This is a genomic window from Acinetobacter sp. FY683, from assembly GCF_059515885.1.
Window position 1 is genome coordinate 64915 of sequence record NZ_JCAKNA010000001.1, and the last position, 19860, is coordinate 84774.

The 19860-nt window shown below is 37.2% G+C and carries 20 protein-coding genes; 9 read left to right on the forward strand and 11 right to left on the reverse strand.

What is annotated here, in order from left to right:
- Positions 1–57 precede the first annotated feature (57 nt).
- The 6 genes from AC5YDH_RS00300 to AC5YDH_RS00325 form a co-directional block, all read right to left on the reverse strand.
- Positions 58–312, reverse strand: a complete 255-nt coding sequence (locus AC5YDH_RS00300) for an HP1242/YdcH family protein (protein WP_496116240.1) — start codon at positions 310–312, stop codon at positions 58–60.
- Between the two features lie 249 nt (positions 313–561).
- Entirely contained in the window at positions 562–1023 is a 462-nt protein-coding gene (locus AC5YDH_RS00305) for a DUF2147 domain-containing protein (RefSeq protein ID WP_496116241.1), read from the reverse strand.
- 204 nt (positions 1024–1227) lie between these two features.
- Positions 1228–2103, reverse strand: coding sequence for an Hsp33 family molecular chaperone HslO (gene hslO, locus AC5YDH_RS00310; protein WP_496116243.1), 876 nt, complete (start codon positions 2101–2103; stop codon positions 1228–1230).
- Between the two features lie 50 nt (positions 2104–2153).
- On the reverse strand, positions 2154–3995 hold the full coding sequence (locus AC5YDH_RS00315) for a monovalent cation:proton antiporter-2 (CPA2) family protein (RefSeq protein WP_496116244.1): 1842 nt from the start codon (positions 3993–3995) through the stop codon (positions 2154–2156).
- Positions 3996–4059: 64 nt separating this feature from the next.
- Positions 4060–6282 (reverse strand): primosomal protein N', encoded by a 2223-nt coding sequence (locus tag AC5YDH_RS00320; protein WP_496116245.1) that lies wholly within the window; start codon positions 6280–6282, stop codon positions 4060–4062.
- A 229-nt stretch (positions 6283–6511) separates the two neighbouring features.
- Entirely contained in the window at positions 6512–6721 is a 210-nt protein-coding gene (locus AC5YDH_RS00325) for a cold-shock protein (protein WP_154772038.1), read from the reverse strand.
- 600 nt (positions 6722–7321) lie between these two features.
- Here AC5YDH_RS00325 and AC5YDH_RS00330 point away from each other — a divergent pair.
- Positions 7322–7657 (forward strand): hypothetical protein, encoded by a 336-nt coding sequence (locus tag AC5YDH_RS00330; RefSeq protein WP_496116246.1) that lies wholly within the window; start codon positions 7322–7324, stop codon positions 7655–7657.
- Positions 7658–7712: 55 nt separating this feature from the next.
- Here the strand turns inward: AC5YDH_RS00330 and lnt are convergent, their stop codons facing one another.
- Both lnt and AC5YDH_RS00340 read right to left on the reverse strand, forming a co-directional pair.
- On the reverse strand, positions 7713–9272 hold the full coding sequence (lnt, locus tag AC5YDH_RS00335; protein WP_496116247.1) for an apolipoprotein N-acyltransferase: 1560 nt from the start codon (positions 9270–9272) through the stop codon (positions 7713–7715).
- Positions 9269–10108: a CorC family transporter gene (locus AC5YDH_RS00340; RefSeq protein ID WP_496116248.1), complete on the reverse strand. Its 840-nt coding sequence runs from the start codon at positions 10106–10108 to the stop codon at positions 9269–9271. The genes lnt and AC5YDH_RS00340 overlap by 4 nt, the downstream gene beginning before the upstream one ends.
- A gap of 195 nt (positions 10109–10303) precedes the next feature.
- On the opposite strand from AC5YDH_RS00340, the gene tusA reads away from it, so the two are divergent.
- Positions 10304–10561, forward strand: coding sequence for a sulfurtransferase TusA (gene tusA, locus AC5YDH_RS00345; RefSeq protein WP_496116249.1), 258 nt, complete (start codon positions 10304–10306; stop codon positions 10559–10561).
- A gap of 212 nt (positions 10562–10773) precedes the next feature.
- Here tusA and AC5YDH_RS00350 read toward each other — a convergent pair whose 3' ends face one another.
- Entirely contained in the window at positions 10774–12486 is a 1713-nt protein-coding gene (locus AC5YDH_RS00350) for an electron transfer flavoprotein-ubiquinone oxidoreductase (RefSeq protein WP_496116250.1), read from the reverse strand.
- A gap of 183 nt (positions 12487–12669) precedes the next feature.
- On the opposite strand from AC5YDH_RS00350, the gene AC5YDH_RS00355 reads away from it, so the two are divergent.
- The 5 genes from AC5YDH_RS00355 (at position 12670) to AC5YDH_RS00375 (ending at position 17030) form a co-directional block, all read left to right on the forward strand.
- A complete protein-coding gene (locus tag AC5YDH_RS00355; protein WP_496116251.1) occupies positions 12670–13281 on the forward strand; it encodes a DUF1285 domain-containing protein in 612 nt (203 codons plus the stop codon).
- A gap of 46 nt (positions 13282–13327) precedes the next feature.
- Positions 13328–14191 carry a glutamate racemase gene (gene murI, locus AC5YDH_RS00360; protein WP_496116252.1) on the forward strand — a complete coding sequence of 288 codons (864 nt, stop codon included), beginning with the start codon at positions 13328–13330 and terminating at the stop codon, positions 14189–14191.
- Between the two features lie 65 nt (positions 14192–14256).
- The gene (locus AC5YDH_RS00365) at positions 14257–15279 is read left to right on the forward strand and encodes a DUF4062 domain-containing protein (RefSeq protein WP_496116253.1); all 1023 of its coding nucleotides are present in this window, start codon (positions 14257–14259) and stop codon (positions 15277–15279) included.
- Between the two features lie 73 nt (positions 15280–15352).
- Complete coding sequence (gene hemH, locus AC5YDH_RS00370; protein ID WP_496116254.1) at positions 15353–16366, forward strand: ferrochelatase; 1014 nt, start codon at positions 15353–15355, stop codon at positions 16364–16366.
- Positions 16367–16385: 19 nt separating this feature from the next.
- Entirely contained in the window at positions 16386–17030 is a 645-nt protein-coding gene (locus tag AC5YDH_RS00375; protein WP_496116255.1) for an MBL fold metallo-hydrolase, read from the forward strand.
- Between the two features lie 61 nt (positions 17031–17091).
- Here the strand turns inward: AC5YDH_RS00375 and AC5YDH_RS00380 are convergent, their stop codons facing one another.
- Complete coding sequence (locus AC5YDH_RS00380; protein ID WP_496116257.1) at positions 17092–17274, reverse strand: DNA gyrase inhibitor YacG; 183 nt, start codon at positions 17272–17274, stop codon at positions 17092–17094.
- A gap of 86 nt (positions 17275–17360) precedes the next feature.
- On the opposite strand from AC5YDH_RS00380, the gene AC5YDH_RS00385 reads away from it, so the two are divergent.
- Positions 17361–18011, forward strand: coding sequence for a class I SAM-dependent methyltransferase (locus AC5YDH_RS00385; protein ID WP_496116398.1), 651 nt, complete (start codon positions 17361–17363; stop codon positions 18009–18011).
- A gap of 7 nt (positions 18012–18018) precedes the next feature.
- Positions 18019–19215 (forward strand): TIGR03862 family flavoprotein, encoded by a 1197-nt coding sequence (locus AC5YDH_RS00390; protein WP_496116399.1) that lies wholly within the window; start codon positions 18019–18021, stop codon positions 19213–19215.
- Positions 19216–19295: 80 nt separating this feature from the next.
- Here AC5YDH_RS00390 and AC5YDH_RS00395 read toward each other — a convergent pair whose 3' ends face one another.
- Complete coding sequence (locus AC5YDH_RS00395; protein WP_496116258.1) at positions 19296–19859, reverse strand: hypothetical protein; 564 nt, start codon at positions 19857–19859, stop codon at positions 19296–19298.
- Position 19860 lies beyond the last annotated feature (1 nt).

Consider the following 19860-nt stretch of genomic DNA (forward strand, 5'->3'; position numbering starts at 1 on the left):
TTTTAGAAAAAACCGCAAATTTTAGAATTTGCGGTTTTTTTGTATCGTTTAAATCATTTAGGCAGATTTAAATTGATTTAGAAGTTGATACATCTCATCTTTTAGTTTTAATTTTTTACGTTTCAATAGTTCGATCGAATCATTCACTAAATTTACAGGATTTTGTTCTAGGTGAATAATTTCTTTATCTAACTCTTCATGCTCTTCAAAAATTTTTGCAAAATGTGCATTGTCTTCACGAAGTTGTTGAATGATTTCTCTAAATTCTGGAAACATATTTTTCAGTTTTTTATTACATTCTTTAATGTTCATAAGCCATCTAAACCCTCATTTGAGTGATAGGAATGACATACGGAGAATATATGTCATGTTTTAACTAAGCTTTTACTATTTTTAGCTTTTTATTTACTATTTTAAGTATGTGTAGCTAGACAAGTAAGTTCTCTTATTAGAATTATTATTAAGCGATTTTTACATATTACAATATTGTTGAACTGTACCTTATTGTTTCAAAATGTGACAAAAGGTACAGTGAAAATTTACTTAATTCATTAAAATTGCTTAATATTTTACCCATGTTAAATTTCTACCAACAGTACTGTTGGGTTGGGTGTTACGTATATTTAGGTACTTGCCATTGTTACTTAGGCGGACATGACTTTGATATTTAATCCCTGTTTTTGTATCGATAAATATTCCATTTATAAATTCTGTTTTATTTGTATTTGATGCTTCTAAGCCATACAAAGGTGAAAACCCGATAAGAGGTTTGTTTTTGAGCTGTCCTATACATTCCGAGCACTTACTAGTGATAGGAGCGCCTGGAACTGCACGTATTGCAATAATAGTAGCCTTATAAGTGCCATCTTTTAATTTGCTGATATTGGTATCAGAAAGTGAATATCCTGTGCGTTCATCAATCATTTTCCATGTTCCAATAAGAGGATCATTACTTGCATAAGCATGATGTGAAAAGATAAGCATACCGATGATAGCGATAGGCTTTAGGAGTTTTTTATACATGGGAGAATGTACCTAAAAATAAAAAGATTATTCTTGTAAGAAAATCTGTAAAAGGAATCGGGTGTATTTATATCGTTATTCTTTTTGTTGAAGTAGGAATAAGTTTAAGAATTGTTAAGTTATTCACATAAGTGCGAGTTTGTTGTTTTAATTTTAGACAAATAAAAAAGGATGATATAAATCATCCTTTTTTTAGAAAGTCGCTTAGCTGAGGTGTTCACCAAAAAGAGCTAAAGCCTCTTCTGCTGTAAATTGATATTTGGTATTGCAAAATTGGCAATCCATTTCAATTGGATTTTGATGTTCTAATGTTTCACGTACAGCATCTACACCAATTTGTTCAAGTGCTACTTCACAGCGCTCTTTTGAACATGTACAGCCAAATTTAAGATGTTCAGCATCAGGGAGGCGAACTTCTTCTTCGTTGTATAAACGATAAAGAATTTCTGTTGCAGGAAGATCTGTAAGCTCATCTTTTTTCAATGTTGAGGTTAACATGGTCATACGAGGCCATAAGTCTTCATCTACAATTTTTTGTTCTTCTTCATTATTACGTGGTAATAATTGAATCAGTAATCCACCTGTGCGCTCAGTATTACTTGCCAAGGTAATACGTGTTGGAAGCTGTGCAGATAAATCGTAATACTGCATTAAGCAACCAGCTAAATCAGGTTTGTCTAACGGTACAATACCTTGATAGCGTTCACCAAATTCAGGTTCAATATTAATAAAAAGAACAGGGCTTACAAGAGTTTTAAAAACAGTGCTGCTGTCTTCAGCTTGATTAAAAACAGGGTCAGATTCATAGTCAGCTAAAGCCCGAACTTCACCAAGATGGTTACATTCAGCCATTGCCCATCTGAGTGTGCCTGATGCTTGAATTTGAAGACTAATGCGTCCTTTAATTTTCAAAGTACTTGCAAGTAATGCAGTTGCACTGAGCATTTCACCAATTAAAACTTGGATTGCCGGTGCATAGTCACGTTGAGCAAGGATTGTTTGCAATGCTTCTTCAAGATGAACGACTTCACCACGGATAGGACTATCTTCAATATAAAAGCGTTGACGTAAATCAGACATAAAATTCTCCATAACCCTTACTTAATGGTGGCGATATTTTAAAACACAAGTCATTTCAATTCATCACGTGTAACATCAATACGGTGTGTTTCTAATCCACGTTTTAAGTCTACACCTATGGGCTCTTCACGTAATTCTGTATCGCGTTCAAATAGGTGTTCAAGTTCAGCTAAGGTATTGCGATAAGACTCATATACTTTTTGTTCATCGGTATAGACTTGTTGCTGTTGAGCGAGAACTTGCTCGTCATAATCTCGGAATAACTCAATACTTTTATGTGCATCTTCTTCACTAATGCCTAAGTCACATAAAGCACGATATGCCATACCTAATGAAGAAAGATAGGTTTCTCGCCAAATAAACTCTACACCTAAATCACGTAGTAAATGTACATGGTGGCGGTCGCGAGCACGGACTAACATTTTTAAGTTTGGATAGTTTAAACGGATGTGGCGTGCAACATTCATTGAGTCTTCAATATCATCAATTGCAAGTATGAAAATTTTGGCATGTTCGATGCCTGCTGAGCGTAAAATTTCAGGTTGAGCAGCATCGCCATAATAAAGTTTGCCGCCATATTTACGGACAAAATCGACTTTATCTAAACTAATGTCAATTGCTGTAAAAGGGAGGTGTTGTAAATGTGCAATACGCGCAATAATTTGCCCCATACGTCCAAAGCCAGCAATAATCATGGCTGGATGTTCGTTTGGAATATCATCGTATACAGGCTCAGTTTTTTTGTCGATAAGCGGAATAATGTGTTCATTGATGAGCCAATATAGCAATGGTGTTAACACCATCGATAAGGTCACAATTAAGGTCAATGGCTCCATCATTGCTTGACTGAGTGCATTTTCAGATTGTGCAACACTTAGAATGACAAAGGCAAACTCGCCACCTTGTGCTAAGCAGGTTGCAAGCAGTAAGCTGTTACGCCATGAATATTGAAAATAACGTGCGATTGCGGTTAGGGATGCAAGTTTTACAGTTAGTAAAACTAAAGTTCCTCCAATGATAAGTTCAGGCATATCCATGAGTAATGACAGTTGAGTGGTCATACCTACTGTCATAAAGAATAGGCCTAATAGGAGCCCTTTAAAGGGTGCAATACTTGCTTCTAACTCATGTCTGAATTCCGAGTCTGCAAGTAAAACACCCGTTAAGAATGCTCCTAATGTTGTACTAATTCCAAGTACATCCATTAGCATGACTACGGCAAGAACAATAAATAAACCCACTGCTGTAATGAGTTCGGATGCACCACTTTTTGCAACAAAACGGAAAAAGGGGCGCATTAAATAGCGACTAAATAAAAATAGTCCTGAAAATGTTGCAATAATTGCAGCGAAATAAGCAATACCATGATGAGCCGATTCACCACCTGCAAGTAGTGGGATAATGGCAATAAGGGGAATTGCTGCAATATCTTGGAATAACAGAATTGAAAATGATTGTTGACCATAAGTGGTGTTGAGTTGTTGTTTTTCACTTAGTAGTTGTAGTGCGAATGCTGTAGAAGATAAGGCAAGTGCAAAGCCAATAATGACACTTGTTGCAATACCTTGTGATAAAGCAAAAAAGGCGAGTACAGCAAGAATAATCCCTGTTATACCTACTTGTGCACTGCCAATTACAAAAATAGATTTGCGAAGTTCCCATAACCGCTGTGGGCGTAACTCTAAACCAATAATAAACATTAAAAGAATGACACCAAATTCAGCCAAGCTTTTAATAGATTCATGGTCACTAGCGATGTTAAACACACTTGGTCCAAGCACAATGCCAGTAAATAAATAACCCAATACTGTGGCAATACCAAAACGTTTAAGTAATGGTACCAAGATTAAAGATGCTCCTAGAAAAATAGTAACTTGCAGCAGTAGTGACATGGGGCGTCCTAGTGTGTTTTATGACGATACAAATAATTTTTTTAATTGATACAATCTGAAAAAATTAACTGAGTTCTTGTGGATCGATATCTAAACTTAGTTTCATGCCTGATGGTTTTTGTTGCAACATATTTTGCCACCATTGATGAATATAAAAATGTAAGCGAGCTCGATCGGTTGAAAGAAGAACCATATGTGCTTGAAAGCGTCCAGCTTTACGTTCCATTGGGGCAGGAATAGGTCCCCAAATATCAATTAAATTTTCAGAGTGTTCACGTAATATTTGAGCATGTTGTTTGAGAAAGTCTTGATTCGTATCTTGGTTTTTAGATTCACAACGAATTAATGCAGAATAGCGAGCAGGGGGGAGTAATGCCATTTTTCGCTCAGCTAAAGTTTGCTGTGCAAATCGACGATAATCTTCCTGAACTAATGTATTGAGTAATGGATGATCTGGACGCAAGGTTTGTAAAAATACATCGCCTTTGTGTTCACCACGCCCTGCACGTCCTGAAACTTGCACAATGAGCTGAGCTGTACGTTCAGGTGCTCTAAAGTCAACGCTGAGTAAGCCTGAGTCTATATCTAAAATCGCAACTAATGTGACATAAGGGAAATGATGACCTTTTGCCAACATTTGTGTACCAAGTAAAACAACGGGCTCACTGGTTTGAATGCGGTCATAAATTTTTTGCCAACTTCCTACGCGACTCGTTGAATCACGATCGACACGAATTACATCAAAGTCGGGGAAAAGTTCATTTAAATGGTCTTCAACTTTAGCTGTTCCCATCCCAATTGGTTTAAGTTCAGTATGGTTACATTGTGGGCAATGATCGGGCTTGCGATGAATGGTTCCACAATGATGACAGTGCAAATGAGAGTACGGTTTTGTATGTAATGTAAAATTGGCATCGCAATTTGGACATTTTGCTTGCCAAGCACAGCTATCACAAATAAGAACAGGTGCATAACCCCGACGATTTAAAAAAATTAAAACTTGTTCTTTTTTATCTAAGCGTTTTTGAATTTCTTGAATCAGAACTTGGCTAATACCATGTTGTTTTTGCGCGATTTTTAAATCCAAAATATGGATTTTAGGCATGACAGCAGAGCCTGCACGCTGATTTAACTCCAATTTTTGCATTTTACCCGCATCTACTAAAGCATAGCTGTCGATACTTGGTGTAGCAGAACCAAGAACAATAGGGCAACTTTCTAAATGTGCACGATATAAAGCAACATCACGTGCGTGATAGCGGAAACCTTCTTGTTGTTTAAAAGAAAGGTCATGCTCTTCATCTAAAATAATTAAGCCTAAGTTAGGTAAAGGTGTATAAATTGCAGAACGTGTACCAAGGATAATAGATGCTTTACCCGATTGCGCATGTTGCCAAGCTTGTAAGCGTTTTGTGTCATTTAAACCAGAGTGTAATAAAGCAATATTACAGTGAAAGCGCGATTGGAAGCGGCTGATTGTTTGAGGTGTTAAACCAATTTCAGGTACAAGTACTAATACTTGTTTTCCTTTTTTTAAGACTTCTTGCATAATTTGCAAATAGACTTCGGTTTTACCACTCCCTGTTAAGCCATCTAATAAAAAAGCCTGATACTTATTTTGATATTTTAGAACAGCATCTACAGCGGCTTTTTGCTCTGGATTTGCAGTCAAGGGCATTTGTGCCATGCTCATAGGTATAGGTGTTTGATCTTGTTTTTCCAATACGCATTCGCAAATTACTTTCTTTTCTAGCGCCTTTAAAGTACTTGTTTCAATACCTGCTAGGTTTAGGACATTTTCAGTTGTACCTGAAGGGTGTAACTTTAAAATTTTATAAGCTTCTTGTTGTTTTTCTGAGCGCTTAAGTTTATTTTCTGCATCAAAATCTAATAAATTCCAAACGCGTGCCAAAATGTCGGCAGGTTTGCCTTGGCGAAGTAAGGTGGGAAGCGCTGTTTGTATGACTTCGCCAATTGGAAATTGATAATATTGGGCTGACCAACGCAGTAATTTCAGTACATTCGCATCTAAAATTGCATGATCATCTAATAATTCAGTGATAGCTTTAAGTTTAAATGAAGGATCAATAGGGGCATCTAATGGAAGCTTTTCCATAATAATGCCCACTAAGTTTTGACGCCCAAAAGAAACTAAAACACGAGCACCAATTTCAGCTTGTTGATACTGTTCAGGACTAAGCATGTAGTCAAAACAATCGTATAAATAAACAGGGACAGCAGCGCGAATACGATGAGTGCCTGAACTGTTTGAATAGACATTTTGCATAATGCTAAGTTAAGTCCTTATTTATTTAAGAGTAAGGCATGGGGATCGATAGCTGAGCTATTGATATGATAATAAGAATATGAATGATTTTGGTATTTGAATGCAACAGCATAGAGCAAAATTATAATTTTAAAAAATAGCAGCGAATATATTTAGGAAAAATAAGATTGTGTATAAAGCAATAGGCAAAAAAAAAGCACTATAAAGTGCTTTTTTTATTCGTTACTAATTAAAGAGCAACGATGTTTACAGCGTTCGGGCCTTTTTGACCTTGAGCGATGCTGAAAGAAACTTTTTGGCCTTCAGCTAAAGTTTTGAAGCCTGAACCAGTGATTTCGCTGAAATGAGCAAAAACGTCTGGACCTGATTCTTGTTGAATAAAACCAAAACCTTTAGTTTCGTTGAACCATTTAACTGTACCAGTAACTGTATTAGACATGATATATCCTACATAAATTTGATGACTTTTAGCCATTTTTAGGTGGCTGATAATAACTTTGAAAAATAAAGAAAGTTTAATATCTGAAAAAACGAAGGATTATGACTAAAACTGCGATACTTAAAGAAGGTTACTAAACAAGAATTTTTCTAGTTGACTTAATGATATATCAAATAAAGAAATTATCAAGGTTTATATCTTAAAAAACATGTTGAGTTCTTGTATGTGAATATTTTAAGTATAAAGTAGATAGACTTTGTGGGAGGGATCTCCTGGTTTGAAGGTATTTTTCTTGGAAAATGTATTTATATTTATTAAATGAGAATTATTCTAAATTATTCAATTATGGAATATATCATTTCTAATAATTGAATTATTCAATACTGAGTTAAATGATAATAAATATTAATTATAAAATATAATATAAGTAATTGATAATTATTATTTTTATATAATATCATGTATTTGGTATTTATAATAAGAATTATTCCCATATTTATTGATTACAATCTAAGTTAAATATGGAGAAATATAGACTTTTTATTTATTTAAAAACTTGCATAATGTCTACATGGTATCCAATTTACTCAGGAGAATTGTATGAAAGCATTAATGATGTCGGATGAAATCAATCAATTTCATTGGTCTGTGCTCAAGTCTGTTCTTTTGATTTTAAGCACACTTCCTCTTAGTCAAGGCATTGCACATGTATGGCAGGCAACAGAGGGTAGCAGCCAAATTATGGTTGGTTTTTTTGCATTGAGCTTATTAAGCTCTATGTTTATTTTAAGTTTTTGGTCTGCATTACAAGCCACTGTTTTAAAATTAAAAGAAGATAATTCAACAACATTTGAACATCGTATTGTTAGACTATATCGCTATGTTCCAATGGTTTCACTTGCAGCAATGATGTCTTATTTAGTGACTTTGTTATAAATCAATGTTGATAAAAAAAACCGAGCTATCGCTCGGTTTTTTTTATCATTATTTGTTATCGACGGGATTTAAATGAAACATCTACAACTCGTGGGCGGAACCTTAAACCTAAAAGTAAAAGCAGTGCAGAGAAAATAAGCACTGGCCAATCGCTTAATCGGCTATATAGCGTTTGACCTTCCATTGCTGGTAGATTGCCACGTAAAACCGTTGCTTGGTCCATAGGTGCACGGCTGACGATATGACCTTGTTCATTAATAAACGCAGTCACACCTGTATTGGTTGCACGAATAAACCAACGCCCATTTTCTTTGGCACGCATTTGTACCATTTGTAAATGTTGTTGAGGACCAGCTGTACCTGTAAACCATGCATCATTTGAGACGGTAACAAGGTAGTCACTATTTAATGCATTACGACGCGTTAGGTTTGGATATGCCACTTCATAGCAAATGGCTGTTCCTAATTGATGCTTTTGAACAGTTAATGCGTGTTGGTTGCTTTCACCGCGTGAGAAGCCCGCAGCAGCAGGGTCATTTTGGAAAGCGGGAAGTACCCAACTTAATAAACCTGATAGTGGAATATATTCCCCAAAAGGCACAAGGCGCTGTTTCTTATAGAGTCCATCTGTATCGTAACCCGAAGCCATAATCGTGTTGTAATACATCAAACGATTTGTTTCTTGGGATTCTTCTTGATCAATATATACCAAGCCTGTTACCCATGCAGAATGCATATTTTGTGCTTTATAGCTAACAGCATCTAAAAAGGGTTGAATTTCAGTTTGTGGTAATGGAATTGAAGATTCAGGCCAAACTATTAAATCACGACCCCATTCACGCTGTGATAATTCTGTATAAATTTCTAAAGTTTTAGCTTGGTATTCTGTTAACCATTTTAAATCTTGAGGAATATTGCCTTGAATTAAAGAAACGGTCAGAGGTTTAGTATTTTTAGGATGAACAAACTGAATAAATGATGCAGCCCAAGCCCCAATTAATAAAACTGCAATAGGAATGATCCAGAAAAACCGTTTTTGTAGTATTTCGACCAATGCACAAGCAATGGTAATGACAACAAAAGAAACGCCAAAAATACCAAATAATGGTGCGTAGTTATCGAGTAGTCTTTCGGTAAATGCATAACCAACAAAGAGCCATGGGAAACCTGTAAATACCCATGTCTTTGCCCACTCAAAGAATACCCAAAGCGGAGCAAATGTGAGTGGGGTTTCAGGAAAGAAACGACGGTACATCCAAGTTTGAACTGCAGTAAACAGTCCCATTGCAATTGCCATAAGCGCAATGAGTAGAACACTCAAAGCAGAATTGGTATCACCATAAACGTGGATGGAGGTGTAAAGCCAAAATGCGCCAACAAACCATAAACCAAAACCATACGCCCAGCCTAAAACAGCAGCTTGCTTTGGAGTGCGACGATGTAATGTTGCATAAAGTAAGGCAGGGGATAAAATCGCAAGCCACCAATAGTGGTATGGTGCTAAGGCAAAACTAAAAATTCCCCCTGCTAATAGGGATATTAGCAAAGGGTAAATGAAGGGTAATTGTTTTTGTTGTTCAGACGGTTTTAACAATTTATTAAAAAATGTCCTCATTTATGTTTGGCTCTTATGAGGTGAATGGTACGTGAGTCAGCTTCTAATATTGTAAATTCCCAATCATCAATTTCAACAACTTGACCTTGTAAATCACTAACTAGACCAATTTCCTGTAATAATAATCCACCCACAGTTTCAACTTCATCATCTGAAAACTCTGAACTTAAAACATCATTGAAGTGTTCAATTGGTGTGAGTGCTTGAACAATCCAAGTATTTGCTGTTTTGGGATCCTGATCGGGAACAATATATTCAGCTTCTTCATCTAGTTTGTCGTGTTCATCTTCGATTTCACCGACAATTTCTTCAAGAATATCTTCTAACGTGACCAAACCTGAAGTTGTGCCATATTCATCAATCACAATTGCAATATGTGTTTGAGTGTTTTTTAACATTCGAAGAACTTGGTCTGAACGTGCACTTTCAGGCACAAATAATGGCTGACGCATAAGCGCGCGAATATCGACCTTTGTGTTTGGTTCTGTAAGAAATGGCAATAAGTCTTTTGCCAATAAAATTCCGACAACATTATCGGGTTGATCTGAAGAGAATACGGGGAAACGTGAATGTGCTGACTCTACAAGAACATGTAAAATATCAAGTAATTCATCATCTTCTTGTAGGCTAATCATTGCTGTACGTGGAGTCATAACTTCACGAATTTTTGTTGCAGGCAGGTCAAAAACACCTTCAAGCATTGCCACGGTATCGGGCTCTAAAAAACGACGTGAATCTTGTACTAGTTTTAATAGCTCATCGCGAGTTTCTGGTGCAGTACCTAACCATTTGCGTAAGCCACGCATTCCCCACGATGTGCCGGATTCCTCGTGCATGATCTTTCCTAAAGACTCTTAAAATTTCAAAAATGTAATTTTATCATACCGAAGAAAATATAGATGTCTATCTATTAAATAGTTGGATAGTCGTCATTTTTGTTGAGTACTTTTCAAATACGCAACAGTTTGTATTGCATGGGGAATTCTTGCGTTGTGCTAGAATGTAAAAAGTTTAAATTTTTGAGTATAGTGATGTCTGATTCATTTATTGAACCAAGTATTCAATTAAATACACGTGGACTACGCTGTCCTGAACCTGTGATGATGCTTCATCAGGCTATTCGTAAGTCGAAATCTGGCGATATTGTTGAGGTTTTTGCTACAGATAATTCGACTTCTTGGGATATTCCAAAGTTTTGTATGCATTTAGGTCATGAACTATTACTGCAAGAAGAAAAATTAGATGAAGAAGGTAATAAAGAATTTCATTATTTAGTTAAAAAAGGCTAAAACTTTTAAGCAATAAAAAAATCCCTGCATTTAGTAGGGATTTTTTTATTGTAAGAGAGAAATCTATAATTTTTCTCTTACACGATTTGATTCAAATTACATATTTGGATATGAGAAGCACTGCTTCGCAAGATGAGGCAGGTAAAACATAGTTTTATCTGCCGCAAAGACATTACATGTTAGGGTATGAGCTCGCGCAAGAACTGTCCAAATTACATATTTGGATAGTTAGGACCACCACCACCCTCAGGTGTTACCCAAGTAATGTTTTGAGATGGATCTTTAATGTCACAAGTTTTACAGTGAACACAGTTTGCAGCGTTAATTTGGAAACGCTTAGAACCGTCATTTTCTTCCATAATTTCGTAAACACCAGCAGGGCAGTAGCGCTGAGCAGGCTCATCCCATTTTGGCAAGTTTACATTTACTGGAATAGATGCATCTGTCAGTTTTAAGTGAGCAGGCTGATTCTCTTCATGTACGGTGTTCGATACAAATACAGAAGATAAGCGGTCAAATGTAAGCTTACCATCTGGTTTTGGATAGTTTGGTTTAACACTTGCAGCATCTACAGTTTTTAATGCGCTGAAGTCAGGCACTAAGTCATGCAGTGTAAATGGAACTTTAAATACATTTTGGTCGATGAAGTTGAACGCACCACCAGCGAAAGTACCAAATTTATGCATTGCTGGGCCAAAGTTACGGCAATTGTATAACTCTTCTTTTAACCAGCTGTTGTTGTATTTTTCAGTGTAAGACGTTAATTCTTTAGTAAAGAAGTCTTCACCTTCAATTACACGAGCAATGGCAAGGTCACCACCTTTTTCTACACCTGCTTGAATGGCTTCAAATACAGCTTCGCCACATAACATGCCCGATTTCATGGCAGTATGTGAACCTTTAATTTTTGCAAAGTTTAAGAAACCTGCATCATCACCAATTAAAGAACCACCAGGGAATGTAAATTTAGGAAGTGAGTTAAAACCACCTTTTACTACGGCACGTGCGCCATAAGAAATACGTTTACCACCTTCAAGCACTTGTTTGATTAGTGGATGCGTTTTCCAACGCTGCATTTCCATAAATGGATACATATGTGGATTTTGGTAAGAAAGATCAACAATCATACCTAAGGTAACTTGGTTGTTTTCAGCGTGATATAACCACCAGCCACCAGCAGAACCAGTTTCACTTAACGGCCAACCTGCACCGTGCATTACTGCACCTGCTTTATGTTTAGCAGGGTCAATTTCCCAAAGTTCTTTGATACCAATACCATAATGTTGTGGATCGGCATCTTTATCTAGGTCGAATTTCGCAATCAGGCGTTTACCTAAATGACCACGGCAACCTTCAGCAAATAGAGTGTATTTGGCATGAAGTTCGTAACCTGGTGCAAAGTTATGCGTAGGTTCACCATCTTTACCAATCCCCATATCACCTGTTTGGATACCTTTAACAGTACCATCTTCATGATAAAGAATTTCAGAAGCAGCAAAACCTGGGAAAATGGAAACTTCTAATTCTTCAGCTTTTTGTCCTAACCAACGAACTACGTTACCCAATGAAATAACGTAGTTACCTTCGTTATGCATGGTTTTTGGAACCATCCAATGTGGAGCTAACTGTGATTTTTCAGGAGAAGTTAAGAAGTATGTTTCATCTGTAGTTACAGGAACATTTAAAGGCGCACCTTCTTCTTTCCAATTTGGGAACAATTCATTCATTGCGCGTGGTTCTAGAACAGCACCAGACAGAATATGCGCACCAACTTCGGAGCCTTTTTCTACGACACAAACGGACAAATCGTTCAGGTTATTTTCAATTGCAAGTTGACGAATTTTAATTGCTGCAGAAAGACCCGCAGGGCCTGCACCAACAATGACTACGTCAAACTCCATCGATTCACGTTCGATGTGCTCCATGTAGGACTCCTCATATATAACGAAGGTGGCATCCGTAATTTTTCAATTCGGTGCTGCCATGAGTGTTCGGTTCCCAGACACAAAAAGATCGTGTCTTTTATAATATGGGCTAGTATAGTTTTAAACCTTGATCTAGCCAATTGGCTAAATCATATTATTTTTCCGTCAGTAAGGTATGCATTTATGGCACACAAAAATAATTCATCAAATCCGACGAAAAAACTAGCGATTTCTGATCATAAGAATTTAATGGATGTTGCACAATACTTAAAAGGTGGACAGTCCGGTCACAAAAAGTCAATTCCGCCTTTAGAGCAATGGCACCCAAAGCATTGTGGCACAATGAATTTGATAATAAAAGCCAATGGAGAATGGTGGCACGAAGGTCAATTAATCAAAAGAAAAGCATTGATTGATCTCTTTTCGACAGTACTTTGGAAAGAGAATGGAAAGTTCTATTTAAAAACGCCTGTAGAGCAAATAGAAATTGAAGTTGAAGATGAACCTTTATTTGTAAATCAGGTCGATCGAGTAGAAATTGAGGGGCAAGATTATTTGCAACTTAGTACTACAACAGACGATGTTATTATTGTTGATAAAGAACATTCCATTTTTATGCGTGAATACGCAGGTGAGTTGCGTCCTTATGTACATGTTCGTTTTGGGATTAATGCATTAATTCAAAGATCTTCATTTTTTCATTTAGTCGAAATGGGGGAGTTGAAAGAAAATGAACAAGGTGAAGCATTTTTATTGCTTAAAAGTGGTGATTTACACTTGCAATTAGGCACCTGAGGTTTAAGCTTTAGCGATCTTATTTCGAACTTTTGAATTTAAAGATATGACAGCCATTCATCCTATTTACCCTTTAAATGAACCAATGCCTAAGGCAAAGCCGAGTGCGCCTATTGGTATTTTTGATTCGGGAATTGGTGGCTTGTCTGTAGCAATTGAAATTGCACGATATTTGCCAAATGAACGTATTGTTTATTATGCAGATACTGCTAATGTGCCTTATGGTCCACGTAGTGATCAAAATATTCGTGAACTTACGGCTCATGCCATTGAGTGGTTGTATCGTCAGGGATGTAAAATTGCCGTAGTGGCGTGTAATACAGCTTCCGCATTTAGTTTAGATTATTTACGTGAACATTATGGTGAGAACTTTCCTATAGTGGGCTTGGTTCCCGCACTTAAACCAGCTGTTCTTCAAACAACAACAAAAACAGTCGCAGTTTTAGCAACACCTGCAACTTTTCGTGGCAAACTTATTAAAGACGTTATTCAGCGTTTTGCCATTCCTGCTCATGTATCTGTGCTTCCAATTACTTGTTTAGATTTGGTGCCATTTGTTGAAGCAGGAGAGCAAATGAGTGAAGCATGCTTATCAGCATTGCAAGAAATTTTACAACCTGCAGTCAATCAACGTGCAGATTTTTTAGTTTTAGGCTGCACGCATTACCCATTTTTAAAGCCTGCAATTCAACATATTTTTGGTGAAAAATTAAAATTAATTGACTCTGGACAGGCTGTAGCGCGACAAACTTCCCGCATTCTAATCAAAAATGCGTTATTATTTGAACGGAATCTTAAGTCAGACTTTCGTGTTTCCTGTTATGTGAGTGGAAATAATGCAGCTGAATTAACAACAGTGTTACAGCACCTTATTCCATCTGATTTAACATGGGAAATAAAAAACATTTAAAATTTATATTTTAAGATTTAAGTGTTGATTGAATTTAAAAATACATAATATAGAAAGGAAACCCAATGCTCGATAAGCGTTATCAGGTTTTTATCTCTACTTCTGGCCGTGAAATGCAACCAGAACGAATTGTATTGTCCCAAACTCTGGTTGGTATGGGTTTTTTCTCTTGGGGATTAGAGCAACGTACACCTTTAAGTACGACTTTTGCACGTCGCCAAATTGATGATTGTGATTATGTGGTGGTGATATTAGGTAGTCAATATGGAGAGCAGTCAGTCTCTGGTGTTGGCTATATGCATCTTGAGTACATTTATGCTGTGACCAAGCAAAAGCCAATTATTGCCTTTGTACATGAAAATCCAGATGCACGTGATGAATCTTTGCATGATGAAAAGCCAGAATTAAGAGAGAAATTCAAAGAATTTCGTAAGTTGATTATGCAAGACGTTGATCAAATTTTTACATATCGAACTATGCGAGATTTAGAGCTTGCTGTACGTTTAAATATGTCTCAAATTTTAGAGCGTTATCCCGTTTCTGGTTGGGTTCGTCCTCAAAATACACAAGCTTTACATGATCAAATTGAAGCGCTGAAAGCGACTATTGTTCAATTAGAAACAAATGCTGGTACGCGTGAAGCAGATCCATTTTTGAATATTAAAAAAGTTTCGATGCATGAAGATTTTTCTTTTGAATATCGAATGCACGCTTATCAAGACGGTAATTTTAAAGAGCTAAAAGTACAGCGCCGTATGACATGGGCGCAGTTATTAAGTGTTTTGGGTACAACATTTATTAATCCTACTCCAGAAGATTTCTTTTCTAAGAGTATGAATGAATATTTAAATGAAACTGGACTTGCAGATGCGCGTGAAGAGATGCCACGAGCGCATGCAGTTGCACGTGCACAAATCAATATTCGTGCTTTACACACCATTAAAATGCAAATGCGTGAAAATGATTGGATTGTGCCGACAGGGCGTGATGATCGCCAACGTATGCTGTGGAAAGTTTCTCCGAAAGCAAAACGTCTTTTAGAAAGTAATTTATTAGATAGTGATCGGACTTTACAATTTAGATCTTAGAATTAATCAATATCAAGAATGTCTAGAAAGCTGTTAAAGTAAGCTTATTCAAACTGAATAAGAAAAAGGCTTGATGATGACTGCAACTAAACCCAAAGTGACCGTGATTTTGGCTAATCTAGGTACGCCTGATGCACCCACGGTGCCAGCAGTTCGTCGATTCCTGAAACAGTTTTTGTCCGATCAGCGTGTAATTGAAATTCCAAAACCCATTTGGCAAATCATTCTAAATGTATTTGTTTTGCCATTTCGTCCCAAGCGCGTGGCACATGCGTATGAAATGGTATGGTCAAAAGATTCACCAATGCGTGAAATCATGTTTCAACAAGTTGAGCGTGTTAAAACAACATTGACAAAGCAGTATCCTGAATTTGAGCTGACTGTTGTTCCTGCCATGACGTATGGTAATCCAGGAATTGCATCTGCTTTAGAGCGCTTAAGTCAAAATCAGCAAGATCACGTTATTTTGTTTCCGTTGTTTCCACAGTATTCAGCAACATCGACTGCTCCTTTGTACGATGCTTTTGCGAAATGGATTCCACAGCAACGCAATTTGCCAGGTCTAACCATTATTCGCGATTATTATCAGCATCCACTTTATATTCAGTCCTTAGCGCAAAGTGTGCGTGAATATCAAGCTCAACATGGTAAAGCTGAAAAATTATTGATGTCATTTCATGGTATTCCTCAGCCTTATGCAGATAAGGGTGACCCTTATGCAGACCGTTGTCGTACAACAGCAAAATTGGTCGCAGAAGCGCTAGGTTTATCTGAAAATGAATGGGCTATTAGTTTCCAATCGCGTTTTGGTAAGCAAGAATGGGTAAAACCTTATACCGATGTACTGCTTGAAGATTGGGGTAAGCAAGGTGTGAAGTCGGTGCAAATTATGAGCCCTGCTTTTTCAGCAGATTGCTTAGAAACGCTTGAAGAATTAGCGATTCAAAATGAAGAAGTATTTAAAGATGCAGGTGGTGAAAGTTATGCTTATATTCCTGCGCTAAATTCGCGTGATGATCATTTGCAATTGCTCAATCACTTGGTTCAAGCTAATCTTGATGCCTTAAAGCAAACATTAGCCATTTAAAAATTGAGGTTTTCGCCATATGTTGCAAGTCAAAATTGTGCCTGTCACGGCATTCCAACAAAACTGTTCAATTGTTTGGGATTCGGAAACCAAAGAAGCAATTTTGATTGATGCAGGTGGCGATGCTGAAAAGCTTAAAGCTGAAGTAGAAGAGCTTGGCTTAACTGTTAAAGCATTATGGTTAACGCATGGACATTTAGATCATGCAGGTGCGGTTGGTGCATTGAAAAAAGTCTGGTCTGTTCCTGTTATTGGTCCACATAAAGAAGATGCTTTTTGGTTAGATCAAATTCAAGAAGTTTCGGCACGTTATGGCTTTCCAATTCCTGAAAAGGTTGAGGTTGACCAGTGGCTTGAAGGTGGGGAGGTGTTGAAAATAGGCGAGGAAGAATTTGAAGTTCGCTTTGCACCAGGACATACCCCAGGTCATGTCATGTTTTATAACAAAAACTACAGTTTGTTGTGGACAGGTGATGTGCTTTTTAAAGGCTCGATAGGACGTACAGATTTTCCACGTGGAAACCATCAACAATTGTTAGATTCTATTCAGCGCGAATGTTTTAGCTTGCCAGATGAAACTCAGTTTATTTCAGGTCATGGACCATTGAGTACCATTGGTTTTGAAAAACAGCACAATCCATTTGTAGCAAGTAAAGCTGGCTAATTTTATATCTGCATTAAAAAGGTCTGAATATTCAGCCCTTTTTTTATTTGCAGTTTTTAAATTAATACTGATCTTCTTCACGTCCGCCATCGGCTTGTGGCGCATCTTGAGTTGGGAGTTTATAGCCTTCGTTTGCCCATGCACCAAAGTCAATCAGTTTGCATCTTTCAGAACAAAAAGGACGATATTCATTATTTTCCCAAGGGGTGAGTTCCCCACAGCGTGGGCAATTTAAAGTCGTCATGTATAAGCTCCAAACGAAAATGGATGATTCAATTAGGCAAAATCGATTGCACTTGTTAGACTTGTGCAGAATTTTATTAGTTTGATCTGATTATGCCAATTCGTCAATTTCAAGCACATCGTATGCATGCTCCCCGTGACTTTAAACCTATTTCAAAGGAACCTATTTGTATTGAAATTGGTGCTGGAAAGGGGAAGCACGCGCTACTTTTTAGTGGGCAAAATCCCGATAAAAAATTAATTGCGGTTGAGCGTACACGCGAAAAGTTTTTAGCTATGCAAAAACAACATGGTATTGAAGGTCAAAGCAATTTTCAGCCTGTTCATGCAGATGCTTTACCTTGGGTGGTGCATGCATTGTTTCCTGCACAAGTTGAACAATTTTTTATTTTGTACCCAAACCCAGAACCGCATAATCCTGCACAGCGTTGGCTCAATATGCCGTTCTTTGAGTTTTTAATTTCTCGCTTACAAGTGGGCGGTACAATTACTTTAGCCAGTAATATTCCCGAATATATTGAAGAAGCCCAAAAGCAATTGATTGATGTATGGAAGCTTCCGTTTGTAAAAGAAGTTATTCCTGCAACATCGGCACGTACCCATTTTGAAATTAAATATTTAGAACGCGGTGAATTGTGCCAACAACTTGTGATGACCAAACCTGCCGATTACAACACCCGTTTTGATGACTTTCAGCCTCTACAAGGGGTAAATGCTACAGCAGAGAAAGTGGATTAATTTAGTCATGAAAAAGCGTGTTGCAATTATTGGTGCGGGCCCTGCGGGGCTTATGGCTGCTGAAGTGCTCAGTCAGTATAACTACGATATTCATGTGTATGAGCAAAAGCCATCTGCTGCACGTAAATTTTTAATGGCTGGAAAAACAGGTTTAAATATTTCACATGCAGAACCTGTAGATCTATTTGTACAGCGCTATGATCGGGTGGAATGGCTAAGTCCTTGGGTAAAAAAATGGGATGCCCATTGGATTCAAGCTTGGATGAAAAGCTTGGGAATTGAATCTTATGTTGGTACATCGGGGCGCGTATTTCCAATTGAAATGAAAGCTGCGCCTTTACTTCGGGCGTGGTTAAAACGCCTTATGGACGATGGTGTTAAATTTCATTATAGACACCAAGTTTCAGATTTAACTGATGCGACATTAAGCATTCAGAATCTTGTATTGAGGCAAACATTAGAAGAAAAGTTCGATGCGATTGTTTTGGCTTGTGGTGCAGTGTCTTGGTCAAAGCTAGGAAGTGATGGAGCATGGCAAAAATGGTTGAATATATCTGATATTGAAAGCTTCCAGGCAAGTAATGCAGGCGTAGAAATTGCGTGGTCTAAGTTTATGCAACCTGTATTTGGCGAACCATTAAAGCGCGTTGAAGCATGGGTAAATAGTGGTGATAAAGCGAGTGGTGATATTGTTATTAGCCATTACGGTTTAGAAAGTGGACTAGTATATAAACAAGGTCGAGCTTTACGTGAGCAAGTGAAATGTGGTCAATATATGGCATTAACTTTGGATTTATTGCCCGATCAAAGTATTGAGCAACTCACGAAAAAATTACAGCCAAGTAAAAAACAATCGTTAAGCAATATTTGGCGTAAAGCAGGTTTAGATACAGCAAAAGCAAATTTAGTTCGAGAACTTGTTGCGAAAAATATTTGGACAGATGCACATGCATTGGCGCAAAAAGTAAAAAACTTAGTTATTCCATTAACAGGTTTTAGACCCATTGAAGAAGCGATTAGCTGTGCAGGTGGAGTGAAGCAAGAAGCATTAACTGAACACTTGCAGTTGAAATCAAATCCTACATTATTCTTATGTGGTGAAATGCTCGATTGGGATGCGCCTACAGGCGGGTATTTACTTACCGCTTGTTTTGCTACAGGTAGAGCAGCGGGTGAAGGCGTACATTCTTATTTAAGTAAATAGAAAATGTCGTTCAAATGCGAATCTAGGAAATAAAAAAGGAATCGAATGTGATTCCTTTTTTATTTCCTCTTTAACCTGATTTATTGATCAAGTTGAGATTCCATTTCAGGATATTGAGAGCGCCAATTTTCAAGTTGATCTTGTGCATGTAAATAAGAACCTAAGTCTTTTAATTTATCATCAGAGAGGCTTTTATCGTCGAGTGCCTTATCTTTATGTTGTTCTAAAAGTTGAAGCTGCTTATCCCAATAACTGGCGATCAGACCTTGAATATAACGACCTTGTTCGGTTTTTAAATCTAAAGCTTTGAGCATTTCAGAAGCAGAGGTTAAATTATCTTTTTTACGTGTATATGAAAATTCAGCTGTTAAGTTTCCAGCCTTAGCGAGCTTGGTAAGTTCATCTTCCATTTCATCGCTGACTTGTGTGTAACGGTTGTCATAGTCCACAAGTAAAAGAATATCGTGTTGATCATTTGGTGTTTTATCAAAATGACGAACAGCTTCAGAGGATAGTTCTTGCATGACTTTATCTTCTGGAGTTATTTCATCTGAGTGTTCAGCATTTTTATTATTACAAGCACTTAAAAATAATGTAGAGCAAATAAGTACAGGAAAAGCCATACGTTTCAGTAAAATATTCATG